The following is a 15,301-nucleotide window of genomic DNA, read 5'->3' as shown; positions in this document are numbered from 1 at the left end:
ACGGCATGCGCTATATATACTCGGCCAGAATGCCTGCCAGAACGCCCGGTTGCAGGTCTGGCGGCCTGCACAAGTGAATAGGACACGATTGGCTGGAATGGCCCGAGAAGATCAAAGCGGCGACTGGGCGGGACGTCTTTCGCCCTCGCTGGACGAAATTGAATCCATCGCGATTGAAGCTCTTGCGCATCTGCCGCAGGAGTTTCGTGCGTTGTGCGGCGACATCATCATCCAGATCGCCGACTTTCCTGACGATCAGATCATCGAGGATATGGGGCTGGAAACGCCTTTCGACCTGCTCGGCCTTTTTGAAGGACGCGGCATCGGCGAGCGTTTCAGCCTGCAGACCGGCGAAGGCCCGAACCGCATCACGCTTTATCGTCGCGCGATCCTCGACTACTGGTCCGAACATGAAGAAGTGCTGGGCGATATCATCACCCATGTGCTGATTCACGAGATCGGCCACCATTTCGGCCTGTCGGACGACGATATGGAAAATATCGAGGCTCAGGCGGAGTAAAGCAGGAAGCATTGATTATGCGATCGGGGGGAGGATAAATGCAGTCGGCAGTTTCCATCAATGAGATAGAGGCTATAGCTCGTCGAAATGCAAAACACAGCAGGTCTATCCTGCTTTTGTTTTCTCCCTACAACAGAGAGACAACCGGAGTTAATTTTTTCCTTCTTGAATAAGGCCGGTGATTATCATTATCACTCAGGTAAACTGTTAGATTGCTACTGCATCGGGTATTCGTTGTACGAACCAAAAGCAAACAAGAAACTTGGGCCGGCGGTAGAATTAAAGGATAATTTCGGCTGGCCACTCTCATTCTTCTATATCAAGAGTTTCCATGAAGTTCGGGAGTTTGTTCAAGAAAAAAATTCAGGGCAGATGGGAGTATAGCGGAGGTTTTGACGCTATACTTTTCGCTGCAGATCCCGATAAAGACGTTATTATAGATTGGAGCCGAGCGGCAATTGTTAGCTCGCGACTTCACGCTGATATCTTTGACGATGAAGAGCATATTATCCGGACAATTATAAATCTTAATGAAGAGATGAACGGTGAAATGCTGCCAGAACATCTTACGCCGGAGCTCAATAGAAGAAGGCTGATTGAAGCAGCAAAGAAACTCTTGGGTAAATTGGCAGGCGAAGCTATAGGCAAGGCGATTAAATTATTATACTAAGCATGCCTTTCTTTAATCAATTTGAATGCAAAAGACGCTTTCATCAGGCGCCTTTTGCATTTTTTTAGTTACGCCACGCTCAGGCGAACATCGATATTGCCGCGCGTTGCATGCGAGTAGGGGCAGACGATGTGCGCTGCCTGAACCAGTTCTTCGGCCTTCGCCTTGTCCACGCCCGGCAATGCCACTTGCAGTGCGACATCAAGGCCGAAGCCGGTGCCGTCCTCACGCGGACCGATACCGACCGTCGCGGTCACGGTGCTGTCGGCTGCAATGGCAACTTTTTCCTTAGCGGCAACGAACTTCAACGCACCGAGGAAGCAGGCCGCATAACCGGAAGCGAAAAGCTGCTCGGGATTGGTGCCCTCGCCGCCCGAGCCGCCCAATTCCTTCGGCGTATCGAGAACGACGCTGAGCCGTCCGTCAGCGGTTTTGGCGCTTCCCGTGCGGCCGCCGGTTGCTGTGGACTGGGTGGTGTACAGAATTGGCATCTGGGTTTCTCCTTTGGTTTGTCTTCGCAGCCAAACTCGCAGATTTTTAAATTGTGCGCAATCTAATTTTGCAAAATACCATATCACGATTATATGATGCACAATCCAATTGCCTATGCTGTATATGTTTTGCCAAGGAGTTGTCTGAATGAAGCGCGACGATCAGGATTCGAATCTCGACCTTTCCAACATGGTCTGCTTTGCGATCTATTCGACCGCAAATGCGCTGACGCGCGCCTACCAGCCGATCCTCAACAAACTCGACCTCACCTATCCGCAGTTTCTGGTGATGATCGTGCTGTGGGAACAGGACGACCGGACCGTCTCGGAGATCGGCGCACAACTCAATCTGGATTCGGGCACGCTGACCCCGCTGCTGAAACGCCTCGAAGCAGCCGGGCTCATTGCGCGGCGGCGCGATGCGCGGGACGAGCGGCAGGTGCGCATCACATTGACCGATGAAGGCCGGGAATTGCGCAAGCAGGCCGAGAACATCCCGGAGCAGGTGTTCTGCGCACTGGGTCAACCTGTCGATGAGTTGCAGGATCTGCGCGCACGCTTGCTCGACATACGCGGCAATCTCGTCAACAGCCTCAGCCGCTAACAAAAAAGCGCCGGAAAACCGGCGCTTGGACTTCTGATAAGGCTACGCAGATCAGCGATAATGGTTGTTGAAACGCTTGTCGTACCAAAGCCAGCCAAGACCGGCGGCCGCTACGATCAGCGGGAAAATGTACCAAAAGAAGACCCCGGAAGTCATGGCTTCAATCTCCCTAAAACGCGTCTTGCCATAAGATGTAATACGATCGCCGGCAAAATCCAAGCTGTGACGCCGAGAAAAGAGACGAACAGGCCGCTCCCCGGCGTGAAATTAAAGGTGTTGCCCAGAACCCCGACAGCGAGAAACGCCGTGGAAAGGCGATCTAGATTGTTCGCCAGCAACTTGGTTCGTTCGTTGTGTATCAAACTCATATCGCTCCCATCCCGATCACTTCTTACCCCGGAGCTTAAGGGACCGCCACCCGCATCAAACAAAAAGCGCCGGTTTCCCGGCGCTTTTCAATATCGGTGCTGAGAAAGCAGATCAGGCAGCAAGCGCCTTCGGCTTGATGAGGCCGCGCGCGACCAGCAGTTCAGCAATCTGGATCGTGTTGAGAGCAGCGCCCTTGCGCAGATTGTCCGAGACGACCCACATGGCAAGACCGTTTTCCACGGTGATATCCTCGCGGATGCGGCTGATATAGGTCGCGTCTTCACCAGCGGATTCATAAGGCGTGATGTAGCCGCCGTTCTCGTGCTTGTCGACAACCTGGCAGCCCGGGGCTTCGCGCAGGATTTCGCGTGCTTCTTCCGGCGTGATCGGGTTTTCGAACTCGATATTGACCGCCTCGGAGTGGCCGATGAAGACCGGAACGCGGACAGCGGTTGCCGTCAGCTTGATCTTCGGATCGAGCATCTTCTTGGTTTCGGCCACCATCTTCCATTCTTCCTTGGTGTAGCCGTCTTCCATGAAGACATCGATATGCGGGATCACGTTGAACGCGATGCGCTTGGTGAATTTCTTCGCCGTAACCGGATCGGCTACGAAAACAGCGCGTGACTGTTCAAACAGCTCATCCATGCCTTCCTTGCCCGCGCCCGAAACCGACTGATAGGTCGACACGACAACGCGCTTGATCTTGGCGACATCGTGCAGCGGCTTCAAAGCCACGACGAGCTGGGCGGTCGAGCAGTTCGGATTGGCAATGATGTTCTTCTTGCGGAAGCCTTCGATTGCGTCCGGGTTCACTTCCGGCACGATCAGCGGCACCTCTGCGTCATAACGCCAGGCCGAGGAATTGTCGATGACGACACAGCCCTGCTTGCCGATCTTGGGCGACCATTCCTTGGAAATCTCGCCGCCGGCAGACATCAGGCAGATGTCCGTATCGGAGAAATCATACGTGTCGAGCGCCTTGACCTTCAGCGTGCGGTCACCATAGGACACTTCCGTGCCCTGGCTGCGGCGCGATGCAAGCGCGACAACTTCGTCAGCCGGAAAGCCGCGTTCCTCGAGGATATTGAGCATTTCGCGCCCGACATTTCCGGTGGCGCCGACAACTGCAACCTTGAAACCCATTTTTCGTCTCCTGTCCCTCTCCGCTTCCAGATTCGGAACCCCGCAGGCCACGCGGGACTTCCGCCCCCGGGCCAGACCCGGGGAGAGGGCGAGCAGGCCAAGGGAATCAGACCGTTTTCGTGGTCGTTTTGGTAATGGCCGTGAGTGTTTTGGAAATCGAAGGCATGCGCGCTGCCCCGGCAAGAATGCCGGCAGTTCCAAGCGAAACTGACGCTACGTTGACGCGATCCACGCGAGTTCTCCTTCGTTCGCCACTGCTTTTACGCGGTTTATAGATGGAGTCAATTCTCCATCCCCGCAAGGGGCGCATTTTTTGGCGCTTTATTGCTTCCCTTCAGTATTTCAAGCCGTCAGTTCTGTCTCATACTAAAGACTACTGCACGAATCCCCTTTTTCGGTTCATCATGCAAGTGTGAGGAGAGCGCCCGGACAGTTGAGAGGAACTGTTCCCGGCGCACCAGGCGAACTTCATTTACCCGATGAAGAAGTATCGCCCTACATTTGCCCGCAGGGCTCTGTTTGGGAGGACAGATTAATGGCAGTCTCGTCAAGTGCCGAGGTCGGCACGCAGAAAATGACGAGCGAAGAACGCAAGGTGATCTTTGCGTCATCGCTTGGTACCGTCTTCGAATGGTACGATTCTATCTCTATGGAACGCTTGCAGCCTTCATCGGCGCGGCATTCTTCAACGAATATCCGGAAGCAACCCGAAACATCTTCGTTCTGCTCGCCTTCGCGGCAGGCTTCCTCGTGCGCCCGTTCGGCGCCCTTGTTTTCGGACGCATCGGCGATCTCGTCGGGCGTAAATACACATTCCTTGTGACCATCGTCATCATGGGCGCGTCCACGTTTCTCGTGGGTATCCTGCCCGGCTCGGCCACGCTCGGCATTTTCGCACCGATCATCCTGATCGCCCTGCGCATGCTGCAGGGTCTCGCACTCGGCGGTGAATATGGCGGTGCGGCAACTTATGTTGCGGAACATGCTCCGAACAATCGCCGTGGCTTCTTCACGTCATGGATCCAGACCACGGCGACGCTTGGCCTGTTCCTGTCGCTGCTGGTCATTCTGGGCATCCAGACCATTATGAGCAAGGAAGCCTTTGCCGCCTGGGGCTGGCGTATTCCCTTCCTCGTCTCGATCCTTCTGCTTGGCATTTCCGTATGGATTCGCATGCAGATGAGCGAGTCGCCCGCATTCAAGCGCATGAAGGAAGAAGGCAAGACTTCCAAGGCACCGCTTTCTGAAGCTTTCGGCCAGTGGAAGAATGCAAAGATCGCGCTCATCGCCCTTTTCGGCCTCACCGCCGGTCAGGCCGTGGTCTGGTATTGCGGTCAGTTCTACGCCTTGTTCTTCCTCCAGAACGTTCTGAAGGTCGAAAACCAGTCGGCCAATATCATGGTCGCCATCGCACTCCTGATCGGCACCAGCGGCTTCGTCTTCTTTGGCTGGCTGTCGGACAAGATCGGTCGCAAGCCGATCATCATGGCGGGCCTGCTTCTGGCCGCAGTAACCTACTTCCCGCTGTTCAAGGCGCTGACCCATGCCGCAAACCCGGCTCTGGCCCAGGCCGAGCAGACGATCAAGGCGACCGTTACGGCTGCTCCCGGCGATTGCAACTTCCAGTTCAACGCCACCGGCACGTCGAAGTTCACCACGTCTTGCGATGTCGCGACAAGCTTCCTCGCCAAGAGTTCGGTGCCTTATGAGATCGTGCAGACGGCAGCAGCCGGAACGCCTGCAACCATTACGCTCGGTGACAGCACGATCACGTCTTACGACGCCGTTCAGGCTGGCGCCGACGCCGCGGCCAAGCAGTCGGCCCTTTCTCACGACGTGAACCTTGCCTTGCAGAAGGCTGGCTTCCCGCTCGTTCGCGATCCCGCGAAGGTGCCGGACAGCAAGCTCGACGCATTTGTCGCCGCCAATCCGGAACTGCAGCTGAATGCCGAAGCAATCCGCGGCGGCGAGAAGGCCATGGTTCCGGCTGCCGATCTGGTGAAGCAGAAGCTTCTGACCCAGACTGAGGCGGACGGACTCGGCGTCAGCACGCCGCAGGCCGTCTTCACGATCCCGGGGTCCGGCGCATTCAAGATGGTTGCCGACCCAGCAGAGGTCAATTGGGTTCTGACAATCGCTATCCTGACCGTCCTCGTCATCTATGTGACGATGGTGTATGGCCCGATTGCCGCGATCCTCGTCGAGATGTTCCCGACCCGCATCCGCTACACCGGCATGTCGTTGCCATATCATATCGGCAACGGCTGGTTCGGCGGCCTGCTTCCGGCTGGCGTGTTCGCACTCAGCGCGGCCAAGGGCGATATCTACTACGGCCTCTGGTATCCGATCATCATCGCCTCCATCACCTTTGTGATCGGCATGATCTTCGTCAAGGAAACCAAGGGCGTCGACCTGCACAAGCTCGACTGACCATCGTCAACCGCACAAATTGAAACGCCGCCTCCAGGGGCGGCGTTTTCATATTCGTATGGTGCACTATCGGCGGTATTGCGCCTCGATTTCGATCAGCTTCTGCTTGCGCCACAGACCGCCACCGTAGCCCGTCAGCGATCCGTCCGCGCCGATCACGCGATGGCAAGGGATAATGATGGCAATCTGGTTCGCCCCATTGGCCCGCGCCACCGCGCGCACCGCAAGCGGCTTTTCGATGGCCTGCGCAAGTTCGCTGTAGCTGCGCGTGTCCCCTGCCCGGATATTCTGAAGCTCGCGCCAGACATGCTGCGTGAAAGCACTGCCATGCAGAACCAGCGGCAGGTCGAACGTCGGGGAATTGCCCTCGAAAAAGGAATTCAGTTGTCGCTCGACAAGATCATGCGTGTCGAAACGGCCAATCCCCAGATCGCCGCGGCAGGTGGCATACAGTTTCTTGAGCTCAGCGGGCAGCGCCTTGCGATCGACGAATTCGAGAAGATGCAGGTTTCGCGCGTCACAGATGGCGATCATCGTACCGAGCGGCGTCCTGATCCAATCGGCCCGCAGCAAGCCATCGCCGCGCAATTTTCCGGGCGGCAGTCCGAGAATACGCGCAAAGGCGCTGCGGAAAGCTTCGGGAGATTCAAATCCCGCGTCGATCTGCGCATCGATCACACGCCCGCCATCGGCAAGCGCCTGGAACCCGTGCCGCAGGCGCTCCTGCCGCGCCATTTCGAGAAACGTCATTCCGAAATGACGGCGGAAACTGCGACGGACGGTCGAAGGATCAAGCCCCAGCCGGGCCACATCCTCTTCACTCCAGCGCCGCTCGGGTTCGGCTTCAAGCGCGTCGAGAAGCTTCCTGACGGCCGGTTCCGCTTCGGCGGCGGGCTGTAACGGATGGCATCTTTTGCAGGGCCTGAATCCGTCGGCCATGCATTCGGCAACCGATGCGAAGAAACGGCAGTTTTCTGGTTTCGGTTTGCGCGCCGGACAGGTCAGGCGACAGAAAATTCCGGTCGAGATAACGCCGACATAAGCCCTGCCCTCAAAAGCGGCATCGCGGGCGACAAGTGCATCGTAAAGTTTGTTTTGATCAGGGAGCGTGAACAACATGCCGCTATTCTTATGCAGCGAAGCATGAATTTACAGCCTCAAATCGGGCACTTATTCAAAAAAGAAAAGCCCGCCATGCAGATTGCATGACGGGCCATATATCAAGCGATCCTGTCGCGCTTATGCAGCGGAAAGCTTGGAGAACTTGTCGAGGATTGCGTCGCCCATTTCGACGGTGCCGACCTTGGACTTGCCTTCCGACCAGATGTCGGCAGTGCGCAGGCCATCATCGAGAACCTGTGCAATCGCTGCTTCCAGACGATCCGCTTCGTCGACGAGATTGAACGAATAACGCAGGCACATGGCAAGCGAAGCAATCATCGCAATCGGATTGGCAACGCCCTTGCCTGCGATATCCGGTGCCGAACCGTGAACCGGCTCGTAAAGCGCCTTGCGCTTGCCGGTTTTGGAATCGACCGCACCAAGGGAAGCCGACGGCAGCATGCCGAGCGAGCCGGTCAGCATCGCGGCCACGTCCGACAGCATATCGCCGAACAGGTTGTCCGTGACGATGACGTCGAACTGCTTCGGCCAGCGCACGAGCTGCATGCCGCCAGCATCGGCCAGCATATGTTCCAGTTCCACGTCGGCGTGCTTTTCCTTGTGACGCGCGGTGACGACCTGATTCCACAGAACGCCGGACTTCATCACGTTGCGCTTTTCCATCGACGTGACCTTGTTGCGGCGCGTACGCGCCAGCTCGAAGGCGACATCGGCGATGCGTTCGATTTCGTAGGTGTCGTAGACCTGCGTATCGATGCCGCGCTTCTGGCCGTTGCCGAGGTCGATGATTTCCTTCGGCTCGCCGAAATAGACGCCGCCGGTCAGCTCGCGCAGGATGAGGATATCGAGACCTTCGATAACTTCCGGCTTCAGCGAGGAAGAATGGGCCAGCGCCGGATAGCAGATGGCCGGACGCAGATTTGCATAAAGCTGCATGTCCTTGCGCAGACGCAGAAGACCGGCTTCAGGGCGCACTTCATAAGGCACGCTGTCCCACTTCGGACCGCCAACGGCACCGAAAAGCACGGCATCGGCGGCCAGAGCTTTCTCCATATCCGCATCGGAAATCGCCTGACCATGCGCATCATAGGCGGAACCGCCAACCAGACCTTCTTCCGTCTCGAAACCGAGATTGAGGCCTGAGTTGAGGAAAGCGATGATCTTGCGGACTTCCGCCATCGCCTCTGGGCCGATGCCGTCGCCGGGCAGGAGAAGGAGTTTTCTGGATGCCATAATGCCAAGCCTCTGTTTTATTTCGCATATTCCGCAAAACGGAGATCCGCGTTATCAAGAATATCGCGTTCAAATTCACGACAACAACAAACAGCAGGAGGCCGTCCGCCATCATCTTTATCAAGTTCCGCGAGGGTTATAGAGCCCCGTTGTCCGACAAGCAATAATGCGCATGGCTGAAACTAATGAAAAAGATAGGGGCCTGTGTGGAAATTATATAACAGTCGAAAAAGCAGACATAGTCCGGCGCGCGAAGCCTCCAGCCAGCACCAGAAAGGCCCGCGATCACTCCGTCAAACTGCGCGCTTCTGACGGCAGCATGATGGGAATGCCGCCCCGGACCGGATAGGCAAGCTTTGCCTTGTGCGAGATCAGTTCGCCATGTTCCGCGTCATATTCCAGCGCCCCTTTGGTTATAGGGCATACGAGAAGTTCCAGCAGGCGCACGTCGATATTGCCGGTTTCCGTCTTGTCATCCATGATCCTATTCCTGAAATCTACTGTAAACGCGATCCGAAATCGTCGTCCTTTACTCGGGCCAGCACCATTTCGGTGATGGCGATCAACGTCGCTGCGCGCGTCTTCAAATCCGGGGCTTCCAGAAGCGCCTGTTTTTCAGCCGGGCCGAAAGGCGACATGATGGAGAGCGCATTGACGAGGGTTTCGTTGTTTGCCCGCGCGATACTATCCCAATCGGCTTCCAGATTGTGCGCTTCGAGATAATCCCGGAACGCACCCAGCAAGGCTTCCCGGTCGATCTCCGATGACTCCCGCGACTGCTCCAGGTCGGCAAGGAACGGCATGATCCGGCACTGCCGATAAGGCTGGCGGCAATTGATCTCCTCGCGCACGCGAAAACGGCAGATGCCCTGCAAGGTGATCAGCAACCGGCCATCGCCGGTTTCGGCAAAAGTGGTGATACGGCCAAGGCAACCGACACTGCTCAACTGTGGGCGAAGGCTTTCGTCCAGCTCGTCGGTCGGCTCATCATCCTCGCCGTCGATTTTCGGCTGGATCATGCCGATGATGCGCTTGCCGGCCAGCGCATTCTCGACCATCGCCAGATAGCGCGGTTCAAAAATGTTGAGCGGAAGCTGGCCACCGGGCAGAAGCAGCGCCCCTTTCAACGGGAAAACCGGCACAGTCTCAGGAATATCCGCGCCCGTCCTGTAACGGGCATTGCCCACTTGCATTACAACCTCCCTTTAGGGCTCACGCGACATGCGCCCTAACAGTTGGAATCCGCATGGCGGGCAAAGCGCAATTTGTCCGCCATGCTCCCGACCGCTTGCGGTCAGGAAAACAGAAGCGACGACAGCTTGCGCCGTGCGCCGAGCGTCGCGGGATCGGCATTGCCCCACGCCTCGAAGAACTGGAGCAACTGCTTGCGCGCACCGTCATCGTTCCACTCGCGGCTGGCCTTCATGACGAAAAGCAGCTCATTGGCCGCATCTTCACGCCGCCCCTGCGCGTTACGCACCTGCGCAAGATCGAACCGGGCCTGATAATCATTGGGATCAGCCTGAATTCGCTTTTCGAGTTCAATCGGATCACCGATGAGCTTGACCTGGTCGGCCAGTGCAAGACGTGCTTCCAGCGCCCGGACGGCAGGCGCGTTCTGCTTGTCTGCAGGAATCTGGGCCAGAATTTCCCGCGCCTTTTCCGCGTCGCCGGATTCCAGAAGGCAGGTCGCAAGACCGACGACTGCATCGACATTATCCGGGACTGCATGAAGGATCGACGAGAATATCTCCGACGCCTGAACGAAATCGCCAGCTTCGACCAGTTCGTTCGCCGCCGCGATTGCCTCGGCAATCGCAGTTTCCGCGTCACTCGGCCCACCAACCTTGGCGATGAACTCCTTCACCTTCGATTCCGGGACAGCCCCCATGAAACCGTCAACCGGCTGACCGTTGACGAAAGCAATGACTGCCGGAATGGATTGAATGCCAAGCTGGCCGGCAATCGCCGGATGGTCGTCGATATTCATCTTGACCAGCTTGACGGCGCCGCCAGCCTCGCGGACCGCCTTTTCAATGATCGGGGTCAACTGCTTGCAGGGGCCGCACCAGGGCGCCCAGAAATCCACCAGCACCGGCTGCTTGCGGGATTCTGCGATTACATCCGCCTGAAAGCTTGCAGTCGTGGTGTCCTTGACGAGATCCGCTCCTCCGGCAGCGGCCTGCGGCGCGCCGAAAGCGACATTCGCCGTCATCTGGCCACCCGCGCCAGCATAAGGATTGTTTTGGCTGCTCATAAGAAATTCCTTCGTATTTTCCGGTCGATGCAACGCTCCGCATGCAAGGCCGCGTCGTTCATTCAGTTCGTATCTTCGAAAGCCAATTTCAAGACGGTCGATTCAGCAGTTGCGCTGTAACTTAGCGCTTCTGCTTCCCACTTCAATCGCCAATCGCCGCGTGGGAAAACTGCCGTTCCGACCACCAGTCTATACCGAAGCATCAGCCTTGGCACGCTCGGAAACGGCCAGAATGCGCGGTTCGTGTCCCGTGGACTTGAGGAAAGCAACCAGATCGTCGCGCTTGATGGAAGTCGTGGCGTCGTTGGTCAGCGGATGCCCGTTGATGACATCATGCTTCATGAGATCGGCATCGAGGATCATCTGCACATTGTGTGCGGTATCGTTGACAGCGCCGAATACGGTGACCGAACCGGGAATCACACCCAGATAATCCATCAGCTTTTCCGGCTTGCCAAACGAAACACGGCTTGCCGCACCGATCAGTTGATGGATCGACTTCAGATCGACCACCGCGTCCTCCTCGACCGTCACGAGAAAGAAATTGTCCTTCTTGTCTTTCAGGAAGAGATTCTTCGTGTGACCGCCCGGAATTTCACCGCGCAGACTTTGGGAATCGGCGACCGTGAACAAGGGAGGATGTTCAACAGTCTTTACTTCGATACCGAGTTTATCAAGATAGTCGTGTAGCTCGCTCGGCGACAAAGGCATGGTCCCACCCTATTCTGTTCGGCATTGAATATGTTGCACATGCCGCCGCGCTCCTCACGCTTCGGCGACACACCACAGCTTATAGACCATGGATAGAGGCTTAGAAACCACGCAAAACAAATTGGATTGCTTGTCCGAAGCACTGCGGTCTGACTCGCACCAATCCTACAGAATTCAGCGCCCCGAGCAGGCGCCTGTCTCCTGTCCGGGGAAGAAATCACAGCTGAAACCAGGCCCTACACCTCGAAATAATGACATAACTACGGATAGTTAGCCAACGCCTCACAGCCAATTTCGTCGAAATGACATTTTCATGTAATTTCCCTGTTGCAATCTCGGAAGCGTTAGTTCATATACCGCCTGCCTGACGGAAACGACTGGCGCGAGCGGGTGTAGCTCAGGGGTAGAGCACAACCTTGCCAAGGTTGGGGTCGAGGGTTCGAATCCCTTCGCCCGCTCCAGTTTTCCGATCATATTTGCAACAAAATCCCGGCTTCGTCCGGGATTTTTGCTTTTTCAGGCGTATTTCCATACGATTTCCGCAAGGTCACCTGTTCAGCCAGCGCCAAGCGCCAGCTGAATCCTCGACCTGTGAATAAAGCGAGCGTCAGGTGACCACGTTTTCTTCGTATGTCCGTTTAACCCCCGGCACACAGAGACAAGCTGGCACGATCAACACGGCAATGAGCATCATCGCTATGAAAGTCGTGTGCAGCGCGTGTTGAAGGGCCAATCGAAGTTCCTGCTGATCGATGAGCATGTCAGCGCCATTCAGGAGATCCCGCAGTTGGTCTGACGTAATAGCCTGACCATGATTGGCGTTGGCAAGACCGTATGTCAGCACCGCGCCCAGAATGGCCGCTCCGAGCGTGCTGCCAAGATTGCGCGAAAAGACATTCGATGCAGTGGCACTCCCGCGTTCCGACCAGTTCACGCTGTCCTGCGTCAAGATCAGCGCCCCGATGTTGAGCAGGCCCATTCCGAATCCCATGATCAGCGAACCGGCGCCCGCCATCGTGGCCGAGCTTGACGGGTCAAGCATGACGAGCAACGAGGTTCCTATCGGAATGCAAATGCTTCCGACGATCATGATCGGACGCAATCCAAACCGCGTAAACTGCCGCGAAGCAATCGTCGCTCCGCAAGGCCAGCCGAGCAGCAGCATGGTCAGGGCAAAGCCCGCGACCACCGGAGAACGGTCGAGAACCGTCTGCACATACATCGGCAGAAACGTCGTCAGTCCCATGATCGACATGCTGGCAAGGAAAACCGCCAGATTGGAAAATGCGATCGGTCGCTTCAGCCACAAGCCGGGCGCGACCATGGGTTCCTTTGCCCGCCGTTCCTGCCAGATGAAGGCAACCAACGACAAGCCGAAGAGAACCAATGCCAGAACCGCTTCCGGCGAGACGGCGCTTTCCATGAGGGTAAGCGCAATCATCAGGGATGAAATCGAGACGGCAAAAAGCGCTGCGCCAAGCACATCGACCGATACGGGCTTGGAGCGTTTTTCTTCATGCAGGAAGAGGAGAAAGCCCGACGCCGCCAGCATACCGACCGGCACGTTTATCCAGAACACCCACGCCCAGCTGAGATTGTGAATGATCAGGCTGCCAAGGAGCGGGCCGACAACGGCTGACAGCGCCCAGACGCTCGCAAGATATCCCTGAACCTTGCTGCGCTGTGCGCCCGGAAAAAGGTCGGCGACAACAGTCATGGATGCGGGCTGGATCGCCCCTGCCCCAATGCCCTGCAATAGCCGGAAGACAATCATGGAAGGCATCGACCATGCAAAGCCCGCCAGTATCGACGCGATCAGGAACAGGGCAATGCCGAAAATGAGCACTGGCTTGCGACCGTATATATCGGCCAGTTTTCCAAACACGACGGTCGTCGCGGTCTGGGTCAAGAGGAACGATGAGAAAACCCAGGAATAGAGATTGAGCTGGCCCAGTTGCGCAGCGATCTGCGGCATTGCGGTCGATACGATTGTAGCCTCGACTGCAATCATGCCCATGCTTGCCATGATCGCGGCAACAACGAGCCCGCGATGAGAATGTTTTTCTGTCATGGATTGCCTTCAGACCGGAGCGGTCGTCGTTGAGTGGAAGCCTCCTCGCTCCCAACCCTGTTTCTTAGACCTGCCCGATCACCACCGCAATAGGTTGCCCGCCCCGATCGATACACATTATTGCTACCACGTTTCCACCGATTAACGGCCAGACGTGCCAGAACGGCTCTCGAGCCGTTTGTCCACCACGATGCGACTTGTTTTAACAGGCAACCTGTCCGACAACCGCTTCACACTTTTGAGACACTGGGAGAATGACCATGACAAACAGCACGACGCCCTATTTCCTTGAAGACACGGATGAGAGCGAGATTTCCTCCGATGTCGCAGGCATCGGCAACCTGCTGGTAACCACGCATATTCCCATCCGGGCAGATGGCACAATGGAAACCGGCGATATAACCGCGCAGAGCGAATGTACGCTCAACAGTCTCAGGACTTCACTTGAAAAGGCAGGCAGCAGTCTGGCCAACGTCATTCATTTGACGATCTATCTGACCGATATCAACGAACGTCCTGCATTTAACGAGGTTTACCTGCGCTTCTTCAAGAAACCTTTTCCGGTTCGTTGCGCTGTCGGCGTGGCGGGACTGGCCACGCCGGAGATGCGGGTGGAAGTCACGGCGATGGCGGTACGCAATCAGTAGCCGCCGACACACGGCGTTACTCGCCTTATCGGGGCCGTGGGACATGAACGGCCCCGAATTCGCGCTCCCTCAGCGGAATCCTGCACGATTAGCATATAATCATACGCTAATTTCATAATTCGTTTCTGCGAGTGGCCTAGCCGACGCTTGCGTGTTTATGCAATGCTCGTGCGTCAGACCAGTGGAGGGGTCGATAAGATGAGAAAAATCATAACAATAATGGGTATCGCAGGCGCTATTCTGGCAACGGGATTTGCGGCTCATGCGGGTGAGACGCTGGATCGCGTCATGGAAAAGAAGGCCATGGTTGTTGCAACCAATGCAGGCTGGCCTCCGCAAAGCTTTCTGGACGATTCCAACCAGCTCGTGGGATTCGACGTTGACGTTGCCAATGAGATCGGCAAGCGTCTGGGCGTCGCCGTATCCTTCGAGACACCGGACTGGGCAACCTTGACCGGCGGACGCTGGCAGGGACGCTATGACGTAGGCGTCGGATCGGTCACGCCGACCAAGGCGCGCGCCAATGTCATCGATTTTGCCGGCATTTATTATTACAGCCCATATGTCTATGTCGTGCACAAGGACAGCGAAGCGAAATCGGTCGCTGACCTCAAAGGCAAGGTTATCGGCGTCGAGACAGCCACCACGTCGGAAGATTATGCGCGTCACCAGCTGGAGATCGACGCACCTGGCCATCCCCCCATCGAGTACAAGCTCGAACCCGGTGAAATTCGCACCTTCGCGGATTCCATGCTGCCGTTCGACGACCTGAGACTGGGAGATGGCGTTCGTATCGATGCGATCGTCGCACCGGAGCAGACGGCTCAGAACGCCATCAAGAACGGCTATCCCGTAAAAATCCTCGAAGGCGACTATGCCTTCCGTGAGCCGCTCGTCGTTATCGCCGAGAAGAACGATCCCGAATGGACCGCCAAGATTGGTGAAATCATCAAGCAGATGAAGTCCGACGGCACTCTCGGAACGCTCACTGCAAAGTGGTACGGCAAGGACTACAGCGCCGACTGACCTT

General features: G+C 56.6%; 16 protein-coding genes, 1 tRNA gene and 1 pseudogene. 7 read left to right on the top strand and 11 right to left on the bottom strand.

All coding sequences use genetic code 11. The annotated features are described in order from the left end of the window. The first annotated feature begins 97 nt into the window (after positions 1–97). Positions 98–520, top strand: a complete 423-nt coding sequence (locus ACS5UA_RS07330; protein WP_006472228.1) for a metallopeptidase family protein — start codon at positions 98–100, stop codon at positions 518–520. A 331-nt stretch (positions 521–851) separates the two neighbouring features. Then, positions 852–1,190 carry a hypothetical protein gene (locus tag ACS5UA_RS07325; RefSeq protein ID WP_273771146.1) on the top strand — a complete coding sequence of 113 codons (339 nt, stop codon included), beginning with the start codon at positions 852–854 and terminating at the stop codon, positions 1,188–1,190. Between the two features lie 68 nt (positions 1,191–1,258). Here ACS5UA_RS07325 and ACS5UA_RS07320 read toward each other — a convergent pair whose 3' ends face one another. After that, positions 1,259–1,681: an organic hydroperoxide resistance protein gene (locus ACS5UA_RS07320; RefSeq protein ID WP_112700956.1), complete on the bottom strand. Its 423-nt coding sequence runs from the start codon at positions 1,679–1,681 to the stop codon at positions 1,259–1,261. Positions 1,682–1,829: 148 nt separating this feature from the next. On the opposite strand from ACS5UA_RS07320, the gene ACS5UA_RS07315 reads away from it, so the two are divergent. Beyond that, positions 1,830–2,285, top strand: coding sequence for a MarR family winged helix-turn-helix transcriptional regulator (locus ACS5UA_RS07315; protein WP_266029336.1), 456 nt, complete (start codon positions 1,830–1,832; stop codon positions 2,283–2,285). 152 nt (positions 2,286–2,437) lie between these two features. Here the strand turns inward: ACS5UA_RS07315 and ACS5UA_RS07310 are convergent, their stop codons facing one another. The 3 genes from ACS5UA_RS07310 to ACS5UA_RS07300 all read right to left on the bottom strand — a co-directional run bounded on the left by ACS5UA_RS07310 (position 2,438) and on the right by ACS5UA_RS07300 (position 4,032). Next, entirely contained in the window at positions 2,438–2,653 is a 216-nt protein-coding gene (locus ACS5UA_RS07310) for a hypothetical protein (RefSeq protein ID WP_266017311.1), read from the bottom strand. 112 nt (positions 2,654–2,765) lie between these two features. After that, positions 2,766–3,800: an aspartate-semialdehyde dehydrogenase gene (locus tag ACS5UA_RS07305; protein WP_006472226.1), complete on the bottom strand. Its 1,035-nt coding sequence runs from the start codon at positions 3,798–3,800 to the stop codon at positions 2,766–2,768. Between the two features lie 106 nt (positions 3,801–3,906). Then, a complete protein-coding gene (locus ACS5UA_RS07300; protein ID WP_006472225.1) occupies positions 3,907–4,032 on the bottom strand; it encodes a hypothetical protein in 126 nt (41 codons plus the stop codon). 303 nt (positions 4,033–4,335) lie between these two features. On the opposite strand from ACS5UA_RS07300, the pseudogene ACS5UA_RS07295 reads away from it, so the two are divergent. Further along, positions 4,336–6,230 (top strand): annotated as a pseudogene (locus ACS5UA_RS07295) (MFS transporter). A gap of 66 nt (positions 6,231–6,296) precedes the next feature. Here ACS5UA_RS07295 and ACS5UA_RS07290 read toward each other — a convergent pair. The 6 genes from ACS5UA_RS07290 to ACS5UA_RS07265 form a co-directional block, all read right to left on the bottom strand. Then, the gene (locus ACS5UA_RS07290; protein WP_266029335.1) at positions 6,297–7,349 is read right to left on the bottom strand and encodes a bifunctional transcriptional activator/DNA repair enzyme AdaA; all 1,053 of its coding nucleotides are present in this window, start codon (positions 7,347–7,349) and stop codon (positions 6,297–6,299) included. A gap of 120 nt (positions 7,350–7,469) precedes the next feature. After that, a complete protein-coding gene (gene leuB, locus ACS5UA_RS07285) occupies positions 7,470–8,585 on the bottom strand; it encodes a 3-isopropylmalate dehydrogenase (protein WP_006468554.1) in 1,116 nt (371 codons plus the stop codon). Between the two features lie 285 nt (positions 8,586–8,870). Next, the gene (locus ACS5UA_RS07280) at positions 8,871–9,065 is read right to left on the bottom strand and encodes a Trm112 family protein (RefSeq protein ID WP_006468553.1); all 195 of its coding nucleotides are present in this window, start codon (positions 9,063–9,065) and stop codon (positions 8,871–8,873) included. Between the two features lie 17 nt (positions 9,066–9,082). Beyond that, positions 9,083–9,778: an LON peptidase substrate-binding domain-containing protein gene (locus tag ACS5UA_RS07275; protein ID WP_006468552.1), complete on the bottom strand. Its 696-nt coding sequence runs from the start codon at positions 9,776–9,778 to the stop codon at positions 9,083–9,085. Between the two features lie 101 nt (positions 9,779–9,879). Continuing rightward, positions 9,880–10,842, bottom strand: a complete 963-nt coding sequence (gene trxA, locus ACS5UA_RS07270; protein ID WP_266033421.1) for a thioredoxin — start codon at positions 10,840–10,842, stop codon at positions 9,880–9,882. Positions 10,843–11,031: 189 nt separating this feature from the next. Next, positions 11,032–11,553 (bottom strand): prolyl-tRNA synthetase associated domain-containing protein, encoded by a 522-nt coding sequence (locus tag ACS5UA_RS07265; RefSeq protein WP_266030625.1) that lies wholly within the window; start codon positions 11,551–11,553, stop codon positions 11,032–11,034. A gap of 386 nt (positions 11,554–11,939) precedes the next feature. On the opposite strand from ACS5UA_RS07265, the gene ACS5UA_RS07260 reads away from it, so the two are divergent. Then, positions 11,940–12,014 (top strand) — tRNA-Gly (locus tag ACS5UA_RS07260). 146 nt (positions 12,015–12,160) lie between these two features. Here ACS5UA_RS07260 and ACS5UA_RS07255 read toward each other — a convergent pair. Continuing rightward, on the bottom strand, positions 12,161–13,624 hold the full coding sequence (locus ACS5UA_RS07255) for an MDR family MFS transporter (RefSeq protein ID WP_273771147.1): 1,464 nt from the start codon (positions 13,622–13,624) through the stop codon (positions 12,161–12,163). Between the two features lie 260 nt (positions 13,625–13,884). On the opposite strand from ACS5UA_RS07255, the gene ACS5UA_RS07250 reads away from it, so the two are divergent. Together ACS5UA_RS07250 and ACS5UA_RS07245 are read left to right on the top strand one after the other, a co-directional pair. Next, positions 13,885–14,271 (top strand): RidA family protein, encoded by a 387-nt coding sequence (locus ACS5UA_RS07250; RefSeq protein ID WP_006472221.1) that lies wholly within the window; start codon positions 13,885–13,887, stop codon positions 14,269–14,271. Positions 14,272–14,469: 198 nt separating this feature from the next. After that, entirely contained in the window at positions 14,470–15,297 is an 828-nt protein-coding gene (locus ACS5UA_RS07245; protein ID WP_420703404.1) for a transporter substrate-binding domain-containing protein, read from the top strand. The last annotated feature ends 4 nt before the right edge of the window (positions 15,298–15,301 follow it).

The organism is Brucella sp. RRSP16, assembly GCF_052246815.1.
GTDB lineage: Bacteria > Pseudomonadota > Alphaproteobacteria > Rhizobiales > Rhizobiaceae > Brucella > Brucella intermedia.
Note: the sequence above shows the minus strand (reverse complement) of the source record. Positions and strands in the feature narration are given on the sequence as shown.